The organism is Lihuaxuella thermophila, from assembly GCF_900110165.1.
Lineage (GTDB): Bacteria > Bacillota > Bacilli > Thermoactinomycetales > Thermoactinomycetaceae > Lihuaxuella > Lihuaxuella thermophila.
In genome coordinates, this window is sequence record NZ_FOCQ01000003.1 from 95,782 (window position 1) to 113,145 (window position 17,364).

Here is a 17,364-nt window from a genome sequence, read left to right on the forward strand (position 1 = left end):
GAAAAGGGGAAGTGCATTGCGAATTCAACAGATTGCCAAAAAGTTGAAGGTGACGCCGCGAACGATTCGTTTTTATGAGGAAAAAGGATTAATAAACCCCAAAAAAGATCCCCTCACCGGGTATCGAATCTTTGGCGAGAAAGAAGCCTGGCGGCTGCAGACCATCGTTGCACTTCGCGAAGTGGGGATGCCGGTCGAAAAGATCAAGCAGGTGCTGGAAGAGCTGGATAAGGGAGAAACGGAAGAAGTCCTGTACTACCTGGAACTGCAGCGCGCCGTTTTGTTTGCCGAATGGGTGAGGATTAAGCAGGTGATTTCCACCCTGGATCAGATGATCGACCGGTATGATGCCCGCAATTCCTGGACGTGGGAAGAATTGTGGAAACTGGCGGAACAGTCCAGACGAGCGCAAGAAATACGGACAAAATGGGAGGATCGATGGCATTTTGACCGGCAGGCCAATTTCTACGATCAACTGGTAGAAAGCGGTTCGGATGATTTCAACGTGCATCGGGATTATGAGTCCGGACTGGATTTGGTATTGGAGTGGATTCAGCCGAAAAAAGAAGAGACGGGGCTGGAGATTGGCGTGGGAACAGGCAATCTGGCTGCCCGTTTTATTTCCCGTGGTTATCACCTGAAAGGCATCGATCAGTCCAGAGAGATGTTGAAAGTATGCAAACAAAAACTGCCGCAGCTCGAAACGAGAATCGGCAATTTTCTGGCCGTTCCGTACCCGGATCACTCTTTTGATTTCATCGTGACCAGTTATGCCCTTCATCATCTCACTGATGAGCAAAAAGAAATGGCTCTCGGAGAAATGAAGCGCGTATTAAAACCTGGAGGGCGGATTTGCATATTGGATCTGATGTTTCTAAATCGCGCAGCACGCGACACTTATCTGCACTCCTGGCTCAAACGGGGAAGGAAAGATGTGGTGGACAGCATTGAAGATGAATATTACGCCGATCAAAGCCGATTGCTGGCCTGGTTTGAGAAAGAGAATTTCCGGCTGAAAACCCGCCAACTCAATGAGCTCCTCCACATTGTTTATGCCGAAGAGAACAAAGGAGACGATTGAGCCCGGCAGATTTCCGTAAAAGTGTGCTGTTTCTGTGTTTGTGAACCGAGGCGGTCGGCCGAGTTGGTTTCCGTCCTCCTGCGTCCGGCGAAGAAGGTAAAACCGGAGCATTGAAGAGAATTTGCTGTTTTGTACGGCTGCCCCGGGTATGAAGCGAAACAGCGGAGTGAACAGCTCCTGGAATGGACAAAACTCTCCCCATCTTCGAAGACGTGTTCATCCATTGGATGCGGGAAAGGGGGAGACAGACATGATTCAACTCAACCGGATCAGCAAACAATCGGTACCTTTTGCGCGGTAAATCAGGTATCATTAACAGTGTCGAAAGGGAGTGTGTTTGGTCTGCTCGGCACCATTTGAGCCGGCAAAACGACCCTCATCCGGATCATGTGCGGAATTTTGCCTCCGACGAGCGGAAGGGGCGGGTATTGGGGCATGATAGTATGAAAGAACGGGCGGAAATCAAACAGCGGATCGGGTACATGTCGCAACGATTCTCCCTTTATCCCGAACTGACCGTGGAAGAAAATCTCCGCTACTCGGCCCGGATCTATGGTGTGGACAATAGCAAATACCGGCTGAATGAGCTCATCTGTCAGTTTTCCCTCCAAGATGCGGCCAAGCAGTGCGTCGCTCGGAGCCGGAATCCGGCAGCGGGATGCTTTCGCTTCCTCAATTGTGCACATGCCTCCGCTGTTGTTTCTGACGAGCCGACCAATGTCGATCCCCTGACCCGGCGCCTGTTCTGGGAACAGCTCTATAAGCTGACTGAACCGGGGATGACCATTTTGGTGAACACGCACTACATGGATGAGGCGGAGCGATGCGATCAAATCGCGCTCATGAACAAAGGGCGGATGGTGGCGAAGGGAACGGTGGATGAACTGAAACAACGATATGCCGCCCATGCAGGGACGGCACGGCCGACGCTGAAAGATATCTTTGTGCATGTAATCAGCCACGAAGGGGACAAGTAGGAAAAGTTCCTCATGTTTTACAAAGGAAAGGGGGTTATCTGCTACAGGGCATGGACATTTGTCTATGTTTATAGCAGCAGAAAATGTCCAAAAAAAGTTGGGATGAATGGATTCATGAGATCGCGGAGCAATATGACCTGAATCTGAATGAAGACAAAGAAACACAAAAGCAGAAAAAGATTTTGGAAGCGGCCATTCATGTGTTCGCGGAAAAAGGTTTCAGCGGAGCTTCGACCAGCGAAATCGCTGAACGCGCCGGAGTGGCGGAAGCCACCATTTTTAAGCATTACCGTACCAAAAAAGGATTGCTGTTGCGCTTGGTTATCCCGGCAATCGCCCGGGTGGCCAGCTCTTATATCGCCACTCCCGTCCTCAACATCCTCGATCAGGACAAGCCACTTAGGGATCTATTGCACGAGTTGATCGTCGACCGGAAAAAACTCTTTGAAGAAAACTGGAAAACGATCCGCATCATCTTGGTAGAGAGCTTGTTCCATCCGGAGATCCGCGAGGCCCTGAAAACGCATGTTGCCAAACATGTGGTCCATATGGCCTCTGAAAAAATCGAGGAACTGAAAAATATGGGCAAACTGCGTGCCGACCTCCCCGACCATGTCATTTTACGTGGAGTCATGTCGCAAATCGGGGCCTATCTGTTTGCCAGCAATGTGATTCCGGAGTTGATGGCCAAAGGGGAAGAGAATGAAGAAATTGAATGGATCGTTGAGTTGCTGGTAGGCGGCATCGCCCCCAAACCGACATCCCGAATCGAATCCGGCTCAGACGGGGAAAGCCATTGACAGGCGATGTCAACGGCTTTCTTTATTTATGCAGGGCCGGGATGAACGATTTGTGAACTTCAGCCCAAATGAGTTTATGTCATATTCGTGCCGGGAAAGCGTACAATTGTAAGGAAAAATCGAAGCCTGAAAGGGGACCCTCCATGGACCGTCATGCTTTCTCTATTGATCCGGGCGTTGTCGAGCACCTTGGCTCCCTGATCGCGAATGGAGAGATTGACCGTCAACACCGCTTGCTTGGCGAAGGGCTGAGCGGCAAAGTGTATGAATTTGAAAATTTCGCAGTTAAAGTGTTTAAACCGGATTGCAGCGAAAAAGAAGATGCTATCCTGTTATCCCGGCTCTCGGGGCATGCCGCTTTTCCCGCGCTGCACTATAGGGAAGACCGGTTTATGATTGTGGACAAGGTCAACGGCTTTACGTTGGGACAAGCTCTTCAAGCGGGCGAGAAGCTAACTGAGCGCCTGTTTGACCAGATTGAGGAGGCGGTGGAGCGTTGCTACGCGGAAGGGGTTATTCCCGATGACCTCCATCTGAACAATATCATGGTTCATCAAGATGGCCAGGTGAAGATCGTGGATGTAGGACGCTTTTTCCACACCCGTCAACCGGTTGCCTATAAAGGGGAATTAAGAGAACAATTGGAGGCATTAAAATATTACTGCGGCTTGTTCGGCTTTTTCTCCTCCTCCAAACGCAAACGAAAACGCCGTCGTCACTACTCTTCTTCCGATCATCACCGCCACCGGCACCATAGTTACTCCTCGTCCCCTCACCGGCACTATTCTTCTTCGGACCGGCATCATCGTCGCAAACGATATTCATCATAGAAATGCTCAAACGGAAAAATGACCGATTCTTCTCTGTAATCGGTCATTTTTCCGTTATTTGATTATGATGGGGTATCTCACAACCAGGTTGTTTTACGTCTGTGTATCCAGTTCCAAAAATCGCCCGCGTATTTCGGGAGTGGGGATCATGCAGCTCTCCCGCTTACCAAACCAGCGATAGCGATTGGCGGCCACCCATCGGTAGACCGCGTTTCGAAGCGGCCTGGGAACAAGGATCAACAGATAAAGAACTTTCCATAACCCGTCCAGTTCCTTGCAGATGCGGAGGACTGCCGTGGACTGAGTCGAATGGCGGTTCTTCTCGATCAGGACAAGCGAGTCCAAGCCGGCGGGATCGATTCCACGAGCAGAGAGCAACGATTGCCCCGTGTCGGATTGTAAAGGAGCAAAGCGGAATTTTGCTCGTGAATCGCGCCGGATCACAAATTGTACCCATTCATTGCAAAAGTTGCAGACGCCGTCAAAGAGAATAATAAAGGAGCCGTCCTGATGATGGTCGGGTGAAGACATCCGGATCCCCCTCCTCTCGGTGAAGTTCTTTTCCCCTTCTCATCCAATTCTAATCCTTCAACCCAACAAACAGTTAAACCCTTCCTTAACATCGGTTGAATTTTTTTGATGCGGAAAACTGCCCGCAGCCTTCCGGCCAAGGGCAGTTTCTTCAGTAAAGAGTGCGATTCACTTCAGCCAGGTGTCCGCAAATGTCTCTTCTTTAAAGCCGACGGTCACCTTCTCCCCATCGGTCACAATGGGCCGTTTAATCAGCATCCCGTCGGAAGCGAGAAGATCCAGTTTTTCCTCCTCGTTCATCCCCTTCAGTTTCTGTGACAAGCCCAGCTCCCGGTATTTCATGCCGCTGGTATTGAAAAACTTCTGCGCGGGAAGACCGCTCTTTTGCACCAGTTCAGCCAATTCTTCCCGGGAAGGGGGTTCGGTTGCGATATTTTTTTCCGTAAAAGCGACTCCGTGCTCCTCAAAGAACTTTTTGGCTTTGCGGCAGGTTCCGCATTTGGGATAAAGATACATGACAAGTGACAAAGTGATTCCTCCCAGTGGGTTGTTTAAACAGCTTCGCTCCTCATTTTAATTTTTTGCGCGACATGATTCAAATACTCACGCCCGTCGATCTACCATGAACCTCTTAAGCGGTGTAAGCGTTCGGTCCGCTCAGCCGCTGTTTTCGTCTGCGCCCTCATCCAGGATCTCCACATACCCCTGATCTCCATGAACGCGAATCCGTTGTCCGTCTCTAATCTTTTTCGTGGCGTCAGCAACTCCCACCACGGCTGGAATCCCGTATTCACGGGCCACAACGGAGCCGTGTGTCATCAATCCGCCCACTTCCGTGATTAAGGCTACAGCTGATTGAAACAGGGGCGTCCAACCGGGGTCTGTGTGCGGAGCGACAAGAATTTCACCGCGGTTCAGTTTGGCTTTTTCCGGATCCAGCACCACGCGTGCAACTCCTTCGGCAATTCCCGCAGAGACCGGCGTCCCGATGAGAGCACCGGGAGGTGCATGCCGGGCATGGCCGACACCTGTTACGATCTCCCCTTCGCTTGTCATCACACGGGGAGGAGACAACTTCCGATGCTGTTCATACAACTCTTTGCGCTCACGGATCAATCGTTCCAAATCGCCCGCAAAACGGTTCTCCAAGATCTCCTTAAGCTCCGACAACTTCAGATAGTACACATCTTCCTGTCGTTTCAGTTTGCCCTGCTTCACCAGAAGACGGCTTTCTTCCAAGAGCGCCTGCCTGCATAAATCCAGGTGGCAAATCAACGCATATTTATGGTGCTCTCTGAGCGCTCCATAGTGCCTGTAATTTTTTATCATCCGGCGAAGCCACTTCGCTTTGATCTTGCCGAATGCAGTCTGTTTGACTTTGGTCAGGATCTCTTCAGCCGTTTGATCGGCTTCTCTCTCCCCCGCAGCAAATCGGTCACGGTGTTCACCGGGCGAAACACTTTGCATATGCCCCAGAATCGCAGAAACGAGCGCAGAAGGGGATTCATGCCAACGCGTTCGGGTGATGTCGATCTCTCCGGCGCAACGCATTCCATATTTGCGCATAAATTTCTCAAACGCTTCCCGAAAAACATCTCCGCCACGGACACGTTCGAGGCCGTCAACAAAGGTTTCATCCGTCGCCCGCTGCAAATACTCCGCGACCTGGGGATAATTTTTGGCGAGATCAGCCAGGTCGCCAATCTCCAATCCCATCTCACTGGTGACGTTACCGGACAGCGATTTATTCAACCGGTGCAACCCCGGATCTTCACCCAGCCAGCGCGGGACACATTTATGGAGCAAAAACATGGAGATCATTCCGGCTCCGAGGTAATGGGCGATATGCTCGAAAATAAAGGGAAAAATCTTTGCCAATTCTTGTTGAATCGCCTTCACTCTGCCGGAACCGGAAGTGTGTTGCAAGCGCTTGGCAACTTCTTCGAGCCGTTCGCTGATTTTTTCATTGACTCTGTCCAGAGCCAGCTCGGGATCACGAAACCAAAGGTTCTTTTGAATGTTTAACAGGATCGGCCATACGTTTTTCCGAACCGTTCCGGCTACTTCCTTGTCCGGCTTTTGTTCCAGGAATTCCGGACGGTTGACCACCTCGGAAATCGCCTGGCTGATCAGTTCATCCATCATGCGGAATACTTGGGGAATGATTTTTCTGCCCAGTTTGAACCGCAACAAGTCGGTCAGGTCTGCATAGATGCGGCTGCCCGCTTCCAGGAAAACCTCGCTTTCTGAAACCGGGTCCTCTTTGCCAAAGGGAAATACCGTTCTGAGTGTTGAGATGGCCAGCGGCTTCAACGCTTCGGTCATCACTTGCTGGTGTCCGAACGAGAAAAGGACACGCAAGGGAGTCATGGGCAGATCCGGGCGTGGATACAGGGAAGTGATCGGACGGCTTTGCACAATATACACTTCTCCCCTTTCCACGCAAAATTCGATATCCTGGGGAGAGCCGAAATGCTGCTCGATTTGTTTGCCAAGCCGGGCGAGCGCCAGAACCTGTTCATCCGTCAGCGACGATTTTTCCCGAAGATCAGGCGGCAGTTCGCGAGTGACCGTTCCCCCTTCAGGCAGAGAGTATATGGCTTTTTTCTTCTCGGCCACTTGTTTCTGGATGATCCGATCTTGTTTTACCTTATACAAATCGGCGGACACGATCCCGGAAACAATCGCTTCCCCCAATCCGAAACTGGCATCGATCGAAACCACGTTGCGGTTTCCGTTGACCGGATCAGCGGTAAATAAAATACCGGAAACATCCGGCCTCACCATGCGCTGTACCACCACGGACAGATACACTTGCCGGTGATCAAAACCATTTTTCTTGCGATAAGCAATCGCCCGATCCGTAAACAGAGAGGCCCAGCATCGGCGGATATGAAAGAGCAAGTCCTCTTTTCCCCTGATATTTAAAAAAGTATCCTGCTGTCCGGCGAAAGAGGCAGTCGGCAAATCCTCCGCCGTTGCACTGGAACGGACCGCATAGGCGAACTCTTCCCCCGAAGCCGCCCAGGCTTCTGTAATTCCCTTTTTTATATGTTCGGGAATCTCAAGTTGAAGGAGATGCGCGCGAATTTGCTCCGCGGTCTTCCGCAGTCCTTCGATATCGTCCGCGTCGAGATGGTCGAGCAACTCGAAAAATGAATCCATCTCCGAGCTCATTTGGATGAATTCTTTATATGCTTGAGTCGTGACACAAAACCCCGGCGGCACCGGGAAACCCGCTTTACAAAGCTCTCCCAGATTCGCTCCCTTCCCGCCGACCAGAGGCAGGCTGAATCGATCCACCTCATGAAAATAAAGAACCGGTTTAGCCAAGAACCATACCCCCTTCTTTGTTCGATTTCTTTATTAATTATAACATTGTAAGTGAGTACTCACTATATATACGGCAAAAATTGATCCCCTGCAGTTTCGATGAGAACCGGCCGTGAACAACATGCATGGAAATGGCGGGCTTTTTCGTTTCGGAGAGTACCCGTTCACTAAATCTTAAAAATACAAAAACCCGGCTCGTAATCGGCCAGGCTCTTCCCTTTCAGATGTAGAAGAAACCGTGATTTCCAGATCCAATCGTCTGCCGCCTCATTTCCTGATACCGAATGCGGCATTCAACTGTCCGCGGATCATCTGGTCACGCAATTTGCGGTCTTCTCTCCTTTTCTCCATCTTTTTGATTTCGGATGTTTGCAGGCCATCCTCGATCTGGTTGGCGATGTTGATTAATCTTTCCACATCCGAAAATGAATATCTCCTCGTTCCGCCTTTGGTCCGCTCGGGAAAAATCAACTTTCGTTCCTCATAATAGCGTATTTGCCTTACCGACAATCCCGTCAGCTCGCTCACCGTTCCGATGCTGATCACTTTCCGGTCTTTATAGGACATGAACTTCTCACCTCGATTTTACTATAGCACAAAACGGAACACTCGGACTCGAGTTCTGTTAGATAATCTTACATATCCACTTGAGATAAAAAGGATTTGTGTTATCAAATATGACATTTTTGTGGAAATAACTTCTCCGCTCATGACATACTTAATGTGAAAAGGAAAGGAAGTCCTGACCGGAGGTGTTTTCCGAATGGTACGTATCCTGTTACAGTTTCTTACAATACTCACCATCTACCTCACGGGAAACGGCCTCGTGGCCTGGCTACATCTGCCTTTACCCGGCAGTTTCGTCGGAATGATCCTGCTGTTCGCGGCCTTGTCGCTGGGAGTTTTTAAACTGCCTTGGATCGAAACGATTGCCCGGTTGCACATCAGACATTTCTCACTCCTGTTGATCCCGTCCATCATCGGAGTTGTTCACTATACAGGCGCTTTCAAAACAGAAGGAATCAAACTGGCCATCATCCTGACCGCCAGCAGTTTTACCGTATTACTCGTCACCGCATTTACGGCTGAATATTTTGAAACCAGGAGGAAGAGGAGGAAACAAGATGGAAACATTAGTCAGTAACACGGCCTTATGCACCGTGATCACCTGTTCCAGTTATGCCATCGGGGTACGCGTGTTTGAAAAATTTAACAAAAATTGGTTGAATCCGCTCTATACCGTCACCATTGCGGTGATCTGCCTGCTCGCTTTATTTCATGTAGACTACGACCGGTATACCTCGGGATCCGGGATTTTTTCCCTGCTTCTGGGTACGGCCACTGTTTCGCTGGCTGTCCCGCTATACAAACAGATCAAGTTGCTAAAAAAACATCTCCCGATCATCATTTCCAGCGTTGCGTGCGGCATGCTGGCGGGGGTCGCCTGCATTGTACTGCTGGCAAAAGGAGTGGATTTAAACCAAGAAATGACGCTCTCTCTGATTCCCAAGTCGGTCACCGCCCCTATTGCGGTGTCCATTTCCCAGTCACTGGGCGGGATCCCTTCCCTTACGGTTCTATTTGTGATTACATCCGGAGTCTTTTCTCTCATCACCGGACCACTCTTCTTCAAATGGGGACAAATCAATAGCAGAATGGCCAGAGGCCTGGCTTTGGGGGCTTCGGCACAAGCTCTCGGAGCGAGCCGCGCGTTTGAATGGGGAGAATTGGAGGGAGCGATGGGAAGCATGGCCGTGAGCATTTCCGCCCTGTTTATGACCTTGATTTCGCCGTTTTTCTTTCATCTTTCATTTGTTTGAAGGAGTTGACTTATCATGATGGAACTTACTTCCCCGTGCAAAATACCTCAAAAAATCGACTTGACCAAAGTGTTGCGGTTTGTGGAAACAGCGGATCAATTCAACAGCTACATCGTCATCGAGACAAACGATACCACCATCAACGCCAAAAGTGTGCTCGGCATGTGCATGTTAGCCTCAGGTTTCATCAACGGCCCTGCCCTGTTGCGCACCTATGGAGCAGATGCGGATCTTGCGCTGGAACAACTGAAAAAGCTGTTTGCCGAGGGGTTTGGCGTCGACAGCGAAGCAGACCAGGGTCACTGATGCCCTGGAGGATGAAAAAAGGATTCCCGGACGGCCGATGCGTCAGGAATCCTTTTTTTAGACCGTTTCATTCAAACACTTGCCCGCCCCGTTTATACTCCACGTCCGAAACCCCGGCACGAACATTGGCGGCCCTGGCAAGCGTGAAGAAGAAGTCGGAGAGGCGGTTTAAGTACCGTCGGACTTCCTCATTCGTTTCCTGCTCCCTGCACAGGGTCACCACCCGGCGTTCCGCTCTTCGCGTTAGGACGCGGCACACATGCAGCACGGCGGAAACCGGGGAGCCGCCCGGCAGGATAAACCGCTTAAGCGGCTGACATTCGGCATCATATTTGTCGATGAGCTGTTCGAGGCGCGTCACCATCTCGTCAGTCACTTTATACTGGCGTTTTTTTCCGGCCTGGGCCAGATCGCCGCCGGCGTCAAACAATTCATGCTGAATTTCAGTGAGGTCGTCGATCATATCCTGATGCACTTGGGGATTCATGCGCACGATCGCTTCCCCGATCCATGCGTTCACTTCATCCACCGTTCCGTAGGCCTCCACCCGGATATCATCCTTGTGGACACGGCCCCCGATCACGCCTGTCTTTCCTTCGTCACCGGTACGCGTGTAGATTTTCATGCTTGCTCCCCTTTCTTTTCCCCTTTTCCCTTTCAACCCTTCGTTTGCTGAAAAAGGGAAACGCTTTTTCGTTCAGATGGCAACAGGATTTGCGGAACTTGCAGCTGGGGATGACGGATCACCAGCGGTTTCACCCCGTATACTTCTTCGATGACAGTTGGCTGAATCACTTCTTCAGGTTTGCCTGATTGAACAAGTTTTCCTTCTTTCAACAGCAACAGCCGGTCGCAGTACTGGGCAGCCAGATTGATGTCATGCAAAATGATCAGGACGGTCAGCTGTTTTCGCTCTTGCCAGGAGCGGATCAGCTCAAGCAGATGGCATTGATACCGGATATCCAGGTAGGTGGTGGGTTCATCCAGCACAAGCAGCTCAGGCTCCTGGGCCATCGTTTTCGCCAGCGCCACCCGTTGGCGTTCTCCTCCGCTCAGATGGTGGACGAATCTCCCGGATAGATGATCGATCCCCGTCTCCTGCAGCACTCGGTTCACCATCTCCCGGTCGGCTGCCTCCAGCCAAGACCACTTCCCCTGGTACGGGTACCGGCCCATCATGACGACTTCTTCCACCGTAAACGGAACGGGCTCCATCCCTTCCTGGGGCAGAACGGCAATCTTCTGCGCCCGTTCTTTGCGGGAATAGGAAAACAGTTCCTTCCCCTCCAGCCAGATCGTTCCCGCATCGGGCCGTTCCTCTCCGGTCAGGCATTTGACCAGGGTGCTTTTGCCGCTGCCGTTGGGTCCCAAGAGACCCAGGAATTCTCCCCGCTCCAGCCGGAGATGAATCCCGTCCAAAATCTTTTTTCCCCCGTATAATTTCGTGATCCCTTCAGCGATCAGCATATCAAAGAGGCCTCCCTGCCTAATTCAGCTTGTGCCGATGTTTTCTCAGGATGTAGCCGAAAAATGGAGCGCCGGCAAAAGCAGTCACCGCCCCGACAGGCAGTTCCGCCGGGTTGAGCAGCGAGCGGGCGAGGCAATCTCCCCAGACCAGAAAAACAGCTCCCGCCAACACGGATAAAGGCAGTAAAGTCCTGTGGTCGGCACCGGTCAGCAGCCTGATCACGTGGGGGATGACCAGGCCGACAAATCCGATCGTTCCCGAAACGGAGACGGCCACAGCCGTCACCAGAGAGGCGGTGATGAGCAAAAACAACCGAATGTGCAAAACGGATACTCCCAAGTGATAAGCGGGACGATCTCCCAGGGTGAGCAAATTCAGCTCCCGGCTCATCAACAAGCCGACGGTAAGACCGATGCACAAGAAAGGGATCACAATCCAGACATGATCCCATTCGCGCAACGTAAAACTGCCCATCAGCCAAAATTGGATGCGCTGCAGCAGATCTTCCCTGGATATGGAGATGGCAAACGTCAGCACCGCACCAAAAAAAGCGTTCACAACCACTCCGGACAAAATCAGCGACTCGGTCCGCACCCCGGCATCCGTTCTGGCCAGCCGCACGACCAGAAAGAGAGCCAGACAGGCCCCGATAAAAGCAAAGGCGGGAACGGTCCATTTGCCGAACCAGCTGATTCCCCAACCAGTGAGAATGGCCAGGACAGCCCCGACCGCCGATCCGGAAGACACGCCCAAAATATACGGGTCTGCCAGGGGATTTTTCAAGAGACCCTGAAAAATCACACCAGCCAGTGCGAGTGAAGCTCCCACCACCGCGGCCAGAAGCACCCGCGGCAGGCGCAGTTGCCAGACGATTGCCACAGACGCTTCATCGACGCCCGTCACCTGGGGAGAAACTCCCATCAACCGGGTGATGATCACCTTCCAAACTGTCCAGGGGTCGATGTCCGCACTTCCGAGCGACACAGCGGTTGAGACGGAAAACAGAAGGCAGAGGAATAATCCTCCGCCCCAAAAGAGGAGCCGCTTCCTTCTCATTGACAGCTGGTTCGTCATTTTTTCCCGCCGAACTGTTCCGGATATAAGACAGCCGCTATTTGCTCAATTCCCTGGACAATCCGCGGTCCCGGCCGGTTGGTCAGATTGGGATCAATGGAATACACCCGTTTGTTTTTGACAGCCGGGATGGACGACCAGCCTTTGCGCTCCAGAATCTCCTGTTCCCCGCCGTGAGTGGAGATAATGACATCGGGATTCCACTTCACCACTTGCTCCGCCGACACCTGCGGCCAGCCTTTCACATCGACGGCTACGTTTTTTCCGCCCGCCACCGTGACCAGTTCATTCATAAACGTGTCCCCGCCGGCCGTAAAGAGATCGGGCGAAATCTCGACAAACACCTTCACGGGCTTTTCTCTGGAAACCCGGGCCACTTTGGTAAATACATCTCTTTTCGCTTTTTCCATGCGGGCGACCAACTGGTCTGCTTCCCATGCACGGTTCGTCGCATCGCCCACCAGGTCAATCGATTTGTAAACATCTCTGATGCTCTGGGCATCCAGCACCAGTACCTTCAGTCCCAGCTTTTTCAGTTGATCGATTGTTTCTTTGCCGTTAGCCGTGTTGGCCAATACCAGATCCGGTTTCAGTTCAACCACTTTTTCGACATTTATTTTCCAGTCGCCCACTTTGGGCAGCTTTTTAGCTTCAGCCGGATAATCATCGTTGGCGGTAACCCCCACCATCTGTTTGCCCAGATTGAGGGCATAGGCGATTTCCGTATTGCTCGGAATCAAGGAGACGATCCGCTGCGGCTGTTTTTCAATGGTGACAAGATTGCCGGCCTGATCTTTCAGTTTGATCGGGTAGTTAATGCTTCCGGGCTTTTTGGGGGTATCCATGCCCGCCTGATTCGCCCCCGGTGCGGGAGCGCAGCCCGCCAACACGATGCCGAAGATCAGAATAAACGAAAACAATAAGGCCAAACCTTTGCCAATAGGCATCCGCATCTACTTTCCCTCCTGCAAATGGTCAAATCAAAAACCCCTGTGCCGTTCGAGGCACAGGGGTGAAGAAGCGCATGCAAAAATACAGTCGAAGAACGACCGGGTGCACGCGTTTCTCCTTTACCTCGAAGGAGAACGCAAGTGTTCGGGACAAGACAGGTATCCTGGCTCATGGTTCATCGATTCAGCCGCGCCTTCCCATCGCGAAACGACAGTGGCATCCTGCGGCCGTACTTCCCATTTACAGTGGCGGGACCGCGCCGGACTTTCACCGGACTTCCCTCTTCGCTTTCCGTTAAGAAAGATCTTGCCCTCTATTCACTTCGTCCGCCTTCATTATATAGTAAAGAAGAATCATATTCAATTTTCGCATTCTTTGACAAGGAGAGATGACTGATGCAGCAGCAGTCCTTTCGGTTGGATCTGGGCAAGGAAGAACGGCTGATCCGCGGGGAAATCCGGGTTCCGGAAGGTTCGGGGCGCCTGCCTGTCATCATCGTTTGCCACGGTTTTAAAGGCTTCAAGAATTGGGGGTTTTTCCCGGTTCTCGCCGAAACGTTGGCCGAAGCGGGCTTTGCGGTGATCACCTTCAACTTTTCCATGAACGGAGTCGGTGAAGATCCGGAAAGGTTCACAGAACTCGATAAATTTGCCCGTCTTACTTTCAGCCGCGAACAAGAGGATCTCGCCTTTTTGCTGGAACATGTAAAAAGGGGATCACTTCCTTTTGCCGAGCGCATGCATCTGGAGCGGACAGGAATCATGGGACACAGCCGCGGCGGCGGCAACAGCTTGATCTTTGCCTTTGATCATCCCGAGATCCAAAGCGTGGTCATTTGGAACAGCATCCACCGGGTTGATTTCCTGGATCCCCGGATCATTTCGGAAATAAGGGAAAAAGGAGTCGCTTACATTCCGAATGCCCGTACCGGCCAGCAGATGCCGGTCGGACGGGAGGTGATCGAGGACATCGAGCAAAACAAGGAACGCTTTGATATTCTGGGACGCCTGCCGCAGCTTCATTGTCCTCTGTTGCTCGTACAGGGCGACCAGGATCTCCCCGGTTTTCTGGAAGGGGCCAAGCAGATGGCGGAAGCAGCCCCCCGGGCGACCCTCCATGTGATTGGCGGTGCCAACCACACCATGGGAGCCGTTCATCCGTTTGCGGGGATGACTCCCCATCTGGAAGAAGCCATTCGCGAAACAGCCGGATTTTTTAAGAAAACATTGGGGTAATGCACCGGGCCGTCTTTTAGACAAGGACGGCCCTTGTCGTTCCATCCGATCGGAAAGCTCAATTTGGAAGAACCATCTTTCAGCCAATCTGTTAATTTTATCTGAATTTTAATATAATTTATTCTATATTAATAGAATTTATGATAAAATAAATATACAGGTTCATCATCAACCACATGATTGCTTCACAAATTCCTATTTTCACATTCTCATTCTCTTCTCATAGTTGATCGCTTTTACCTTTTCACTTCGTTTTTCATAGACTGATAAAAAAGCGAGGTGACAGAAATGGCGAAGATTGTCATTGACCCGGGGCACGGGGGAAGTGATTCGGGCGCCGTCAACGGCAGCTATCAAGAGAAAAACTTTACGCTGGCGATCGGGCTTAAGGTTCGCGATTATCTGGCCAACCGCTATCAAGCCACTCTTCTGATGACAAGAACGACGGATCAAACCGTCAGTCTACAGGAAAGGGCTGCACTGGCCAACTCCAACAATGCCGATTATTTTTGCTCCATTCACATCAACGCCGGCGGAGGTTCCGGCTGGGAGAGCTATATCTATGACGGCCCGGTTTCCTCTCAAACCGTGCAATGGAGAGATATCATCCACAACACAGTCATGGGAGTCATCGGTCCTAAATACGGGGTGCGCGATCGCGGAAAAAAACGAGCCAATTTCTATGTATTGCGGGAAACCAACATGCCCGCCGTCTTATTGGAGAATTTGTTTATCGATAATGCGAATGATTTGAATCTGCTCCGAAACAGCACCTTTATCAATGACCTGTCTTCCGCGATCGGCGAAGGAATTGCCAAAGCTTTATCCCTGCCGCCAAAAACCTTGTTTAAGGTGATCGCAGGAGCCTTTAAGGACCAGCAAAACGCTGACAACCGCAAAGCGTATTTAGCGACCAAAGGAATTGACGCCATCGTCGTGCAAGTAACCATTTCCGGAACCACCTGGTATCGTGTACAAGCCGGGGCATACCGCATCAAGGAAAACGCGGAAGCCCGCCTGCAGGAAGTAAAAGCGGCCGGAATTACGGATGCTTATATAATCGAAGAAGCTTAAATCAAACGAGAAAGCACTCACCTTCGAATCGGTGAGTGCTTTTTCGTTCTTCATTCGCTGTGATTGCTTCAACTGGAATCAAGCTTTCAGCCTGCGTCCGCCTTCCTCCCGAAGCCTTTGCCATGCCGACCCGATCCAGCTGGTCAGACGTCTCCATCCCGCCGCAATCATCCGGTAGTCCCGGTCTGTCAACAATAAAAACTCACATCCGATCATGATCCACGAAAAATCAATCAATCCCATAAATACAGCGATTCCCGCATGAAAGAGAAAAGCGGTGAGGAGTGCCAGATACTTGGTATAACGATTGAGCAACAAGAAAGGAAACGCTACCTGGTACAAGACAGTCAGATGGGTGAGCAGGACCACAACCACGTCATGCTGCCACAACCATTCACCCAGTCCGGGTGTATAGAAATCCTGCACCCGGCTCGCGTAATATAAGGCCGTGCCGTCTCGCCACATTGAACCTTGGATCTTGTAAGTTCCGGCCGCAAAATAGATGAACGCCAATTGGATGACTGCCGCCAGCCAGGCAAAGTTGTGTACAGCCGCCGCCAAATCATGCCAGAGCCGGTCACGGTTCCCGGAATCCCCCTTCTTTTTCCTCCGGAGGGCGTCCAGAGAAAAATGCGCGCCAACATGAGCAAACAGCAAATAAGTGAGTTGCAAGCGCAAGACCGTGTCTCCGCCGTGAACAATATAGACATTTCGATAATAAAATGACCAAACGAAAACAGCCAGCAGGCATCCCGTCAACCAGGTGCGATAACCCAGCGTGTAAGCCAGAGCAACCACGACTCCGCCTAAAAACATGACATCCACCAGCCAGGGGGAAGAACTGAGATCAAACAAGGTGACAAGCCCTTGATCCGCGGCATACTTTTTATACTCCCCATAGGGAACCAGGCCGGCCGGACCCCAAAGCAAATAACGCTGAGACCAATTTGGAACCAATTGATACAAGAAGGCGATTCCAAAAAAGATCCGGGTCATGCTCAGTCCGATCAGCCCGTGTTTTCGGGTGAGCAGGGAAAGAAACTTATCGCTCACGGAATCTCCCCCTTTTGCCCGACAGACCCGAAAGGAATCCATGAGGTGTAATGGTAGTAGAGGATGCCCTTGGAATCCGGCTGGTGCCGTTCTTTAAATCGGGGAAACTTATTCACCACGACGCGAACGCGAACTTCGCTGATGTGGCCTTTGATTTTCAGCCTTTTTTGTAATAAATAGGAAGCGTAAGCACCTAACCTCTTTTCCGCTTTGCGACGGGCGGCAGGCTCATCGGATAAAAAGCCGTCAATCAACTTCGATTCGTATACAAGCAGGCGTGACTTAGGAGACAAGCGGTTTGCCCGAATCTCCCTGACCATCGGTTTCGAGATGTCCAACCAGTCCGTTTCACGCGGTCTCCCGGCCGCATCCGTATATCTTGCTTTTATCTGCAAGGATTCATGCCGATTCACAGGATTGGGGGCAAACAAATACCAGCCTTGCTTGAACACGGGGTTCATGTAGCCGTTGATCGCCGCTGAAATTCTTTCCTTGAACGGGTTGCGGGGAGATAAGTGTACCGCCACCATGGCAAAATGAAAACAGAGAAACAGGCCCAACAAAGAGCAGACAACCAAGATCAGCTTTTTCCTTAACATAACCGCCTCACAGATTGGACTTCTTTTTCACCAAGTATACTAAACGACAAAAAGAAAAGATATAAGAGAATCCGCCAAATCATTTCCGTATAAAAGCAAAAAGACCGGCGATCTTTCACCAGCCTTTTGCTCAAGGGGGCAAACATGTATATCAATATTAAGGGTATAGCAAAATTTAAGTAATCTATATAAATCTCTTAAAGATTTTTCCAAAAAAGGAATCGTGCCTGAC

General features: G+C 51.1%; 19 protein-coding genes and 1 riboswitch. Of the genes, 9 read left to right on the forward strand and 10 right to left on the reverse strand.

The annotated features are described in order from the left end of the window. The first annotated feature begins 16 nt into the window (after positions 1-16). The 4 genes from BMW55_RS04030 (at position 17) to BMW55_RS04050 (ending at position 3,688) form a co-directional block, all read left to right on the forward strand. Complete coding sequence (locus BMW55_RS04030) at positions 17-1,081, forward strand: MerR family transcriptional regulator (RefSeq protein WP_089965617.1); 1,065 nt, start codon at positions 17-19, stop codon at positions 1,079-1,081. A gap of 443 nt (positions 1,082-1,524) precedes the next feature. Continuing rightward, entirely contained in the window at positions 1,525-2,058 is a 534-nt protein-coding gene (locus BMW55_RS04040; RefSeq protein WP_139179431.1) for an ATP-binding cassette domain-containing protein, read from the forward strand. A gap of 83 nt (positions 2,059-2,141) precedes the next feature. Further along, positions 2,142-2,858: a TetR/AcrR family transcriptional regulator gene (locus BMW55_RS04045; RefSeq protein WP_089965621.1), complete on the forward strand. Its 717-nt coding sequence runs from the start codon at positions 2,142-2,144 to the stop codon at positions 2,856-2,858. Positions 2,859-3,001: 143 nt separating this feature from the next. Next, a complete protein-coding gene (locus BMW55_RS04050; protein ID WP_170839730.1) occupies positions 3,002-3,688 on the forward strand; it encodes a protein kinase domain-containing protein in 687 nt (228 codons plus the stop codon). Between the two features lie 93 nt (positions 3,689-3,781). Here the strand turns inward: BMW55_RS04050 and BMW55_RS04055 are convergent, their stop codons facing one another. The 4 genes from BMW55_RS04055 to BMW55_RS04070 form a co-directional block, all read right to left on the reverse strand. Beyond that, a complete protein-coding gene (locus BMW55_RS04055) occupies positions 3,782-4,219 on the reverse strand; it encodes a thiol-disulfide oxidoreductase DCC family protein (RefSeq protein ID WP_089965624.1) in 438 nt (145 codons plus the stop codon). A 168-nt stretch (positions 4,220-4,387) separates the two neighbouring features. Further along, a complete protein-coding gene (locus BMW55_RS04060) occupies positions 4,388-4,747 on the reverse strand; it encodes an arsenate reductase family protein (RefSeq protein ID WP_089965626.1) in 360 nt (119 codons plus the stop codon). Between the two features lie 129 nt (positions 4,748-4,876). Further along, complete coding sequence (locus BMW55_RS04065; protein WP_089965627.1) at positions 4,877-7,552, reverse strand: phosphoenolpyruvate synthase; 2,676 nt, start codon at positions 7,550-7,552, stop codon at positions 4,877-4,879. Positions 7,553-7,819: 267 nt separating this feature from the next. Beyond that, the gene (locus BMW55_RS04070; RefSeq protein WP_089965629.1) at positions 7,820-8,119 is read right to left on the reverse strand and encodes a MerR family transcriptional regulator; all 300 of its coding nucleotides are present in this window, start codon (positions 8,117-8,119) and stop codon (positions 7,820-7,822) included. Positions 8,120-8,315: 196 nt separating this feature from the next. On the opposite strand from BMW55_RS04070, the gene BMW55_RS04075 reads away from it, so the two are divergent. The 3 genes from BMW55_RS04075 to BMW55_RS04085 are packed head-to-tail and all read left to right on the forward strand — an operon-like array spanning position 8,316 to position 9,678. Beyond that, positions 8,316-8,696 (forward strand): CidA/LrgA family protein, encoded by a 381-nt coding sequence (locus tag BMW55_RS04075; RefSeq protein WP_089965630.1) that lies wholly within the window; start codon positions 8,316-8,318, stop codon positions 8,694-8,696. Beyond that, complete coding sequence (locus BMW55_RS04080) at positions 8,677-9,372, forward strand: LrgB family protein (protein ID WP_089965632.1); 696 nt, start codon at positions 8,677-8,679, stop codon at positions 9,370-9,372. The genes BMW55_RS04075 and BMW55_RS04080 overlap by 20 nt, the downstream gene beginning before the upstream one ends. Positions 9,373-9,387: 15 nt before the next feature. After that, positions 9,388-9,678: an HPr family phosphocarrier protein gene (locus BMW55_RS04085; protein WP_089965633.1), complete on the forward strand. Its 291-nt coding sequence runs from the start codon at positions 9,388-9,390 to the stop codon at positions 9,676-9,678. 67 nt (positions 9,679-9,745) lie between these two features. On the opposite strand, the gene BMW55_RS04090 is transcribed toward BMW55_RS04085, so the two are convergent. From BMW55_RS04090 to BMW55_RS04105, 4 genes are read right to left on the reverse strand one after another with little or no spacing between them, the layout of a single operon-like run. Then, entirely contained in the window at positions 9,746-10,303 is a 558-nt protein-coding gene (locus BMW55_RS04090) for a cob(I)yrinic acid a,c-diamide adenosyltransferase (protein WP_089965635.1), read from the reverse strand. Between the two features lie 32 nt (positions 10,304-10,335). After that, positions 10,336-11,145: a heme ABC transporter ATP-binding protein gene (locus tag BMW55_RS04095; protein WP_089965637.1), complete on the reverse strand. Its 810-nt coding sequence runs from the start codon at positions 11,143-11,145 to the stop codon at positions 10,336-10,338. A 19-nt stretch (positions 11,146-11,164) separates the two neighbouring features. After that, on the reverse strand, positions 11,165-12,220 hold the full coding sequence (locus BMW55_RS04100; protein ID WP_244527434.1) for a FecCD family ABC transporter permease: 1,056 nt from the start codon (positions 12,218-12,220) through the stop codon (positions 11,165-11,167). Further along, a complete protein-coding gene (locus BMW55_RS04105) occupies positions 12,217-13,173 on the reverse strand; it encodes an ABC transporter substrate-binding protein (protein ID WP_089965638.1) in 957 nt (318 codons plus the stop codon). The genes BMW55_RS04100 and BMW55_RS04105 overlap by 4 nt, the downstream gene beginning before the upstream one ends. A 134-nt stretch (positions 13,174-13,307) precedes the next feature. Next, positions 13,308-13,495: riboswitch (cobalamin riboswitch) on the reverse strand. A gap of 71 nt (positions 13,496-13,566) precedes the next feature. Between BMW55_RS04105 and BMW55_RS04110 the strand changes: the two genes are divergently transcribed. Together BMW55_RS04110 and BMW55_RS04115 are read left to right on the forward strand one after the other, a co-directional pair. Then, entirely contained in the window at positions 13,567-14,406 is an 840-nt protein-coding gene (locus BMW55_RS04110; RefSeq protein ID WP_089965641.1) for an alpha/beta hydrolase family protein, read from the forward strand. A 288-nt stretch (positions 14,407-14,694) separates the two neighbouring features. Then, complete coding sequence (locus BMW55_RS04115) at positions 14,695-15,480, forward strand: N-acetylmuramoyl-L-alanine amidase (protein WP_089965642.1); 786 nt, start codon at positions 14,695-14,697, stop codon at positions 15,478-15,480. A gap of 78 nt (positions 15,481-15,558) precedes the next feature. Here BMW55_RS04115 and BMW55_RS04120 read toward each other — a convergent pair whose 3' ends face one another. Continuing rightward, positions 15,559-16,533 carry an HTTM domain-containing protein gene (locus BMW55_RS04120; RefSeq protein WP_089965644.1) on the reverse strand — a complete coding sequence of 325 codons (975 nt, stop codon included), beginning with the start codon at positions 16,531-16,533 and terminating at the stop codon, positions 15,559-15,561. Then, positions 16,530-17,132, reverse strand: coding sequence for a DUF5819 family protein (locus BMW55_RS04125; protein WP_089965646.1), 603 nt, complete (start codon positions 17,130-17,132; stop codon positions 16,530-16,532). Before BMW55_RS04125 ends, BMW55_RS04120 begins: the two co-directional genes overlap by 4 nt. Positions 17,133-17,364: the final 232 nt, after the last annotated feature.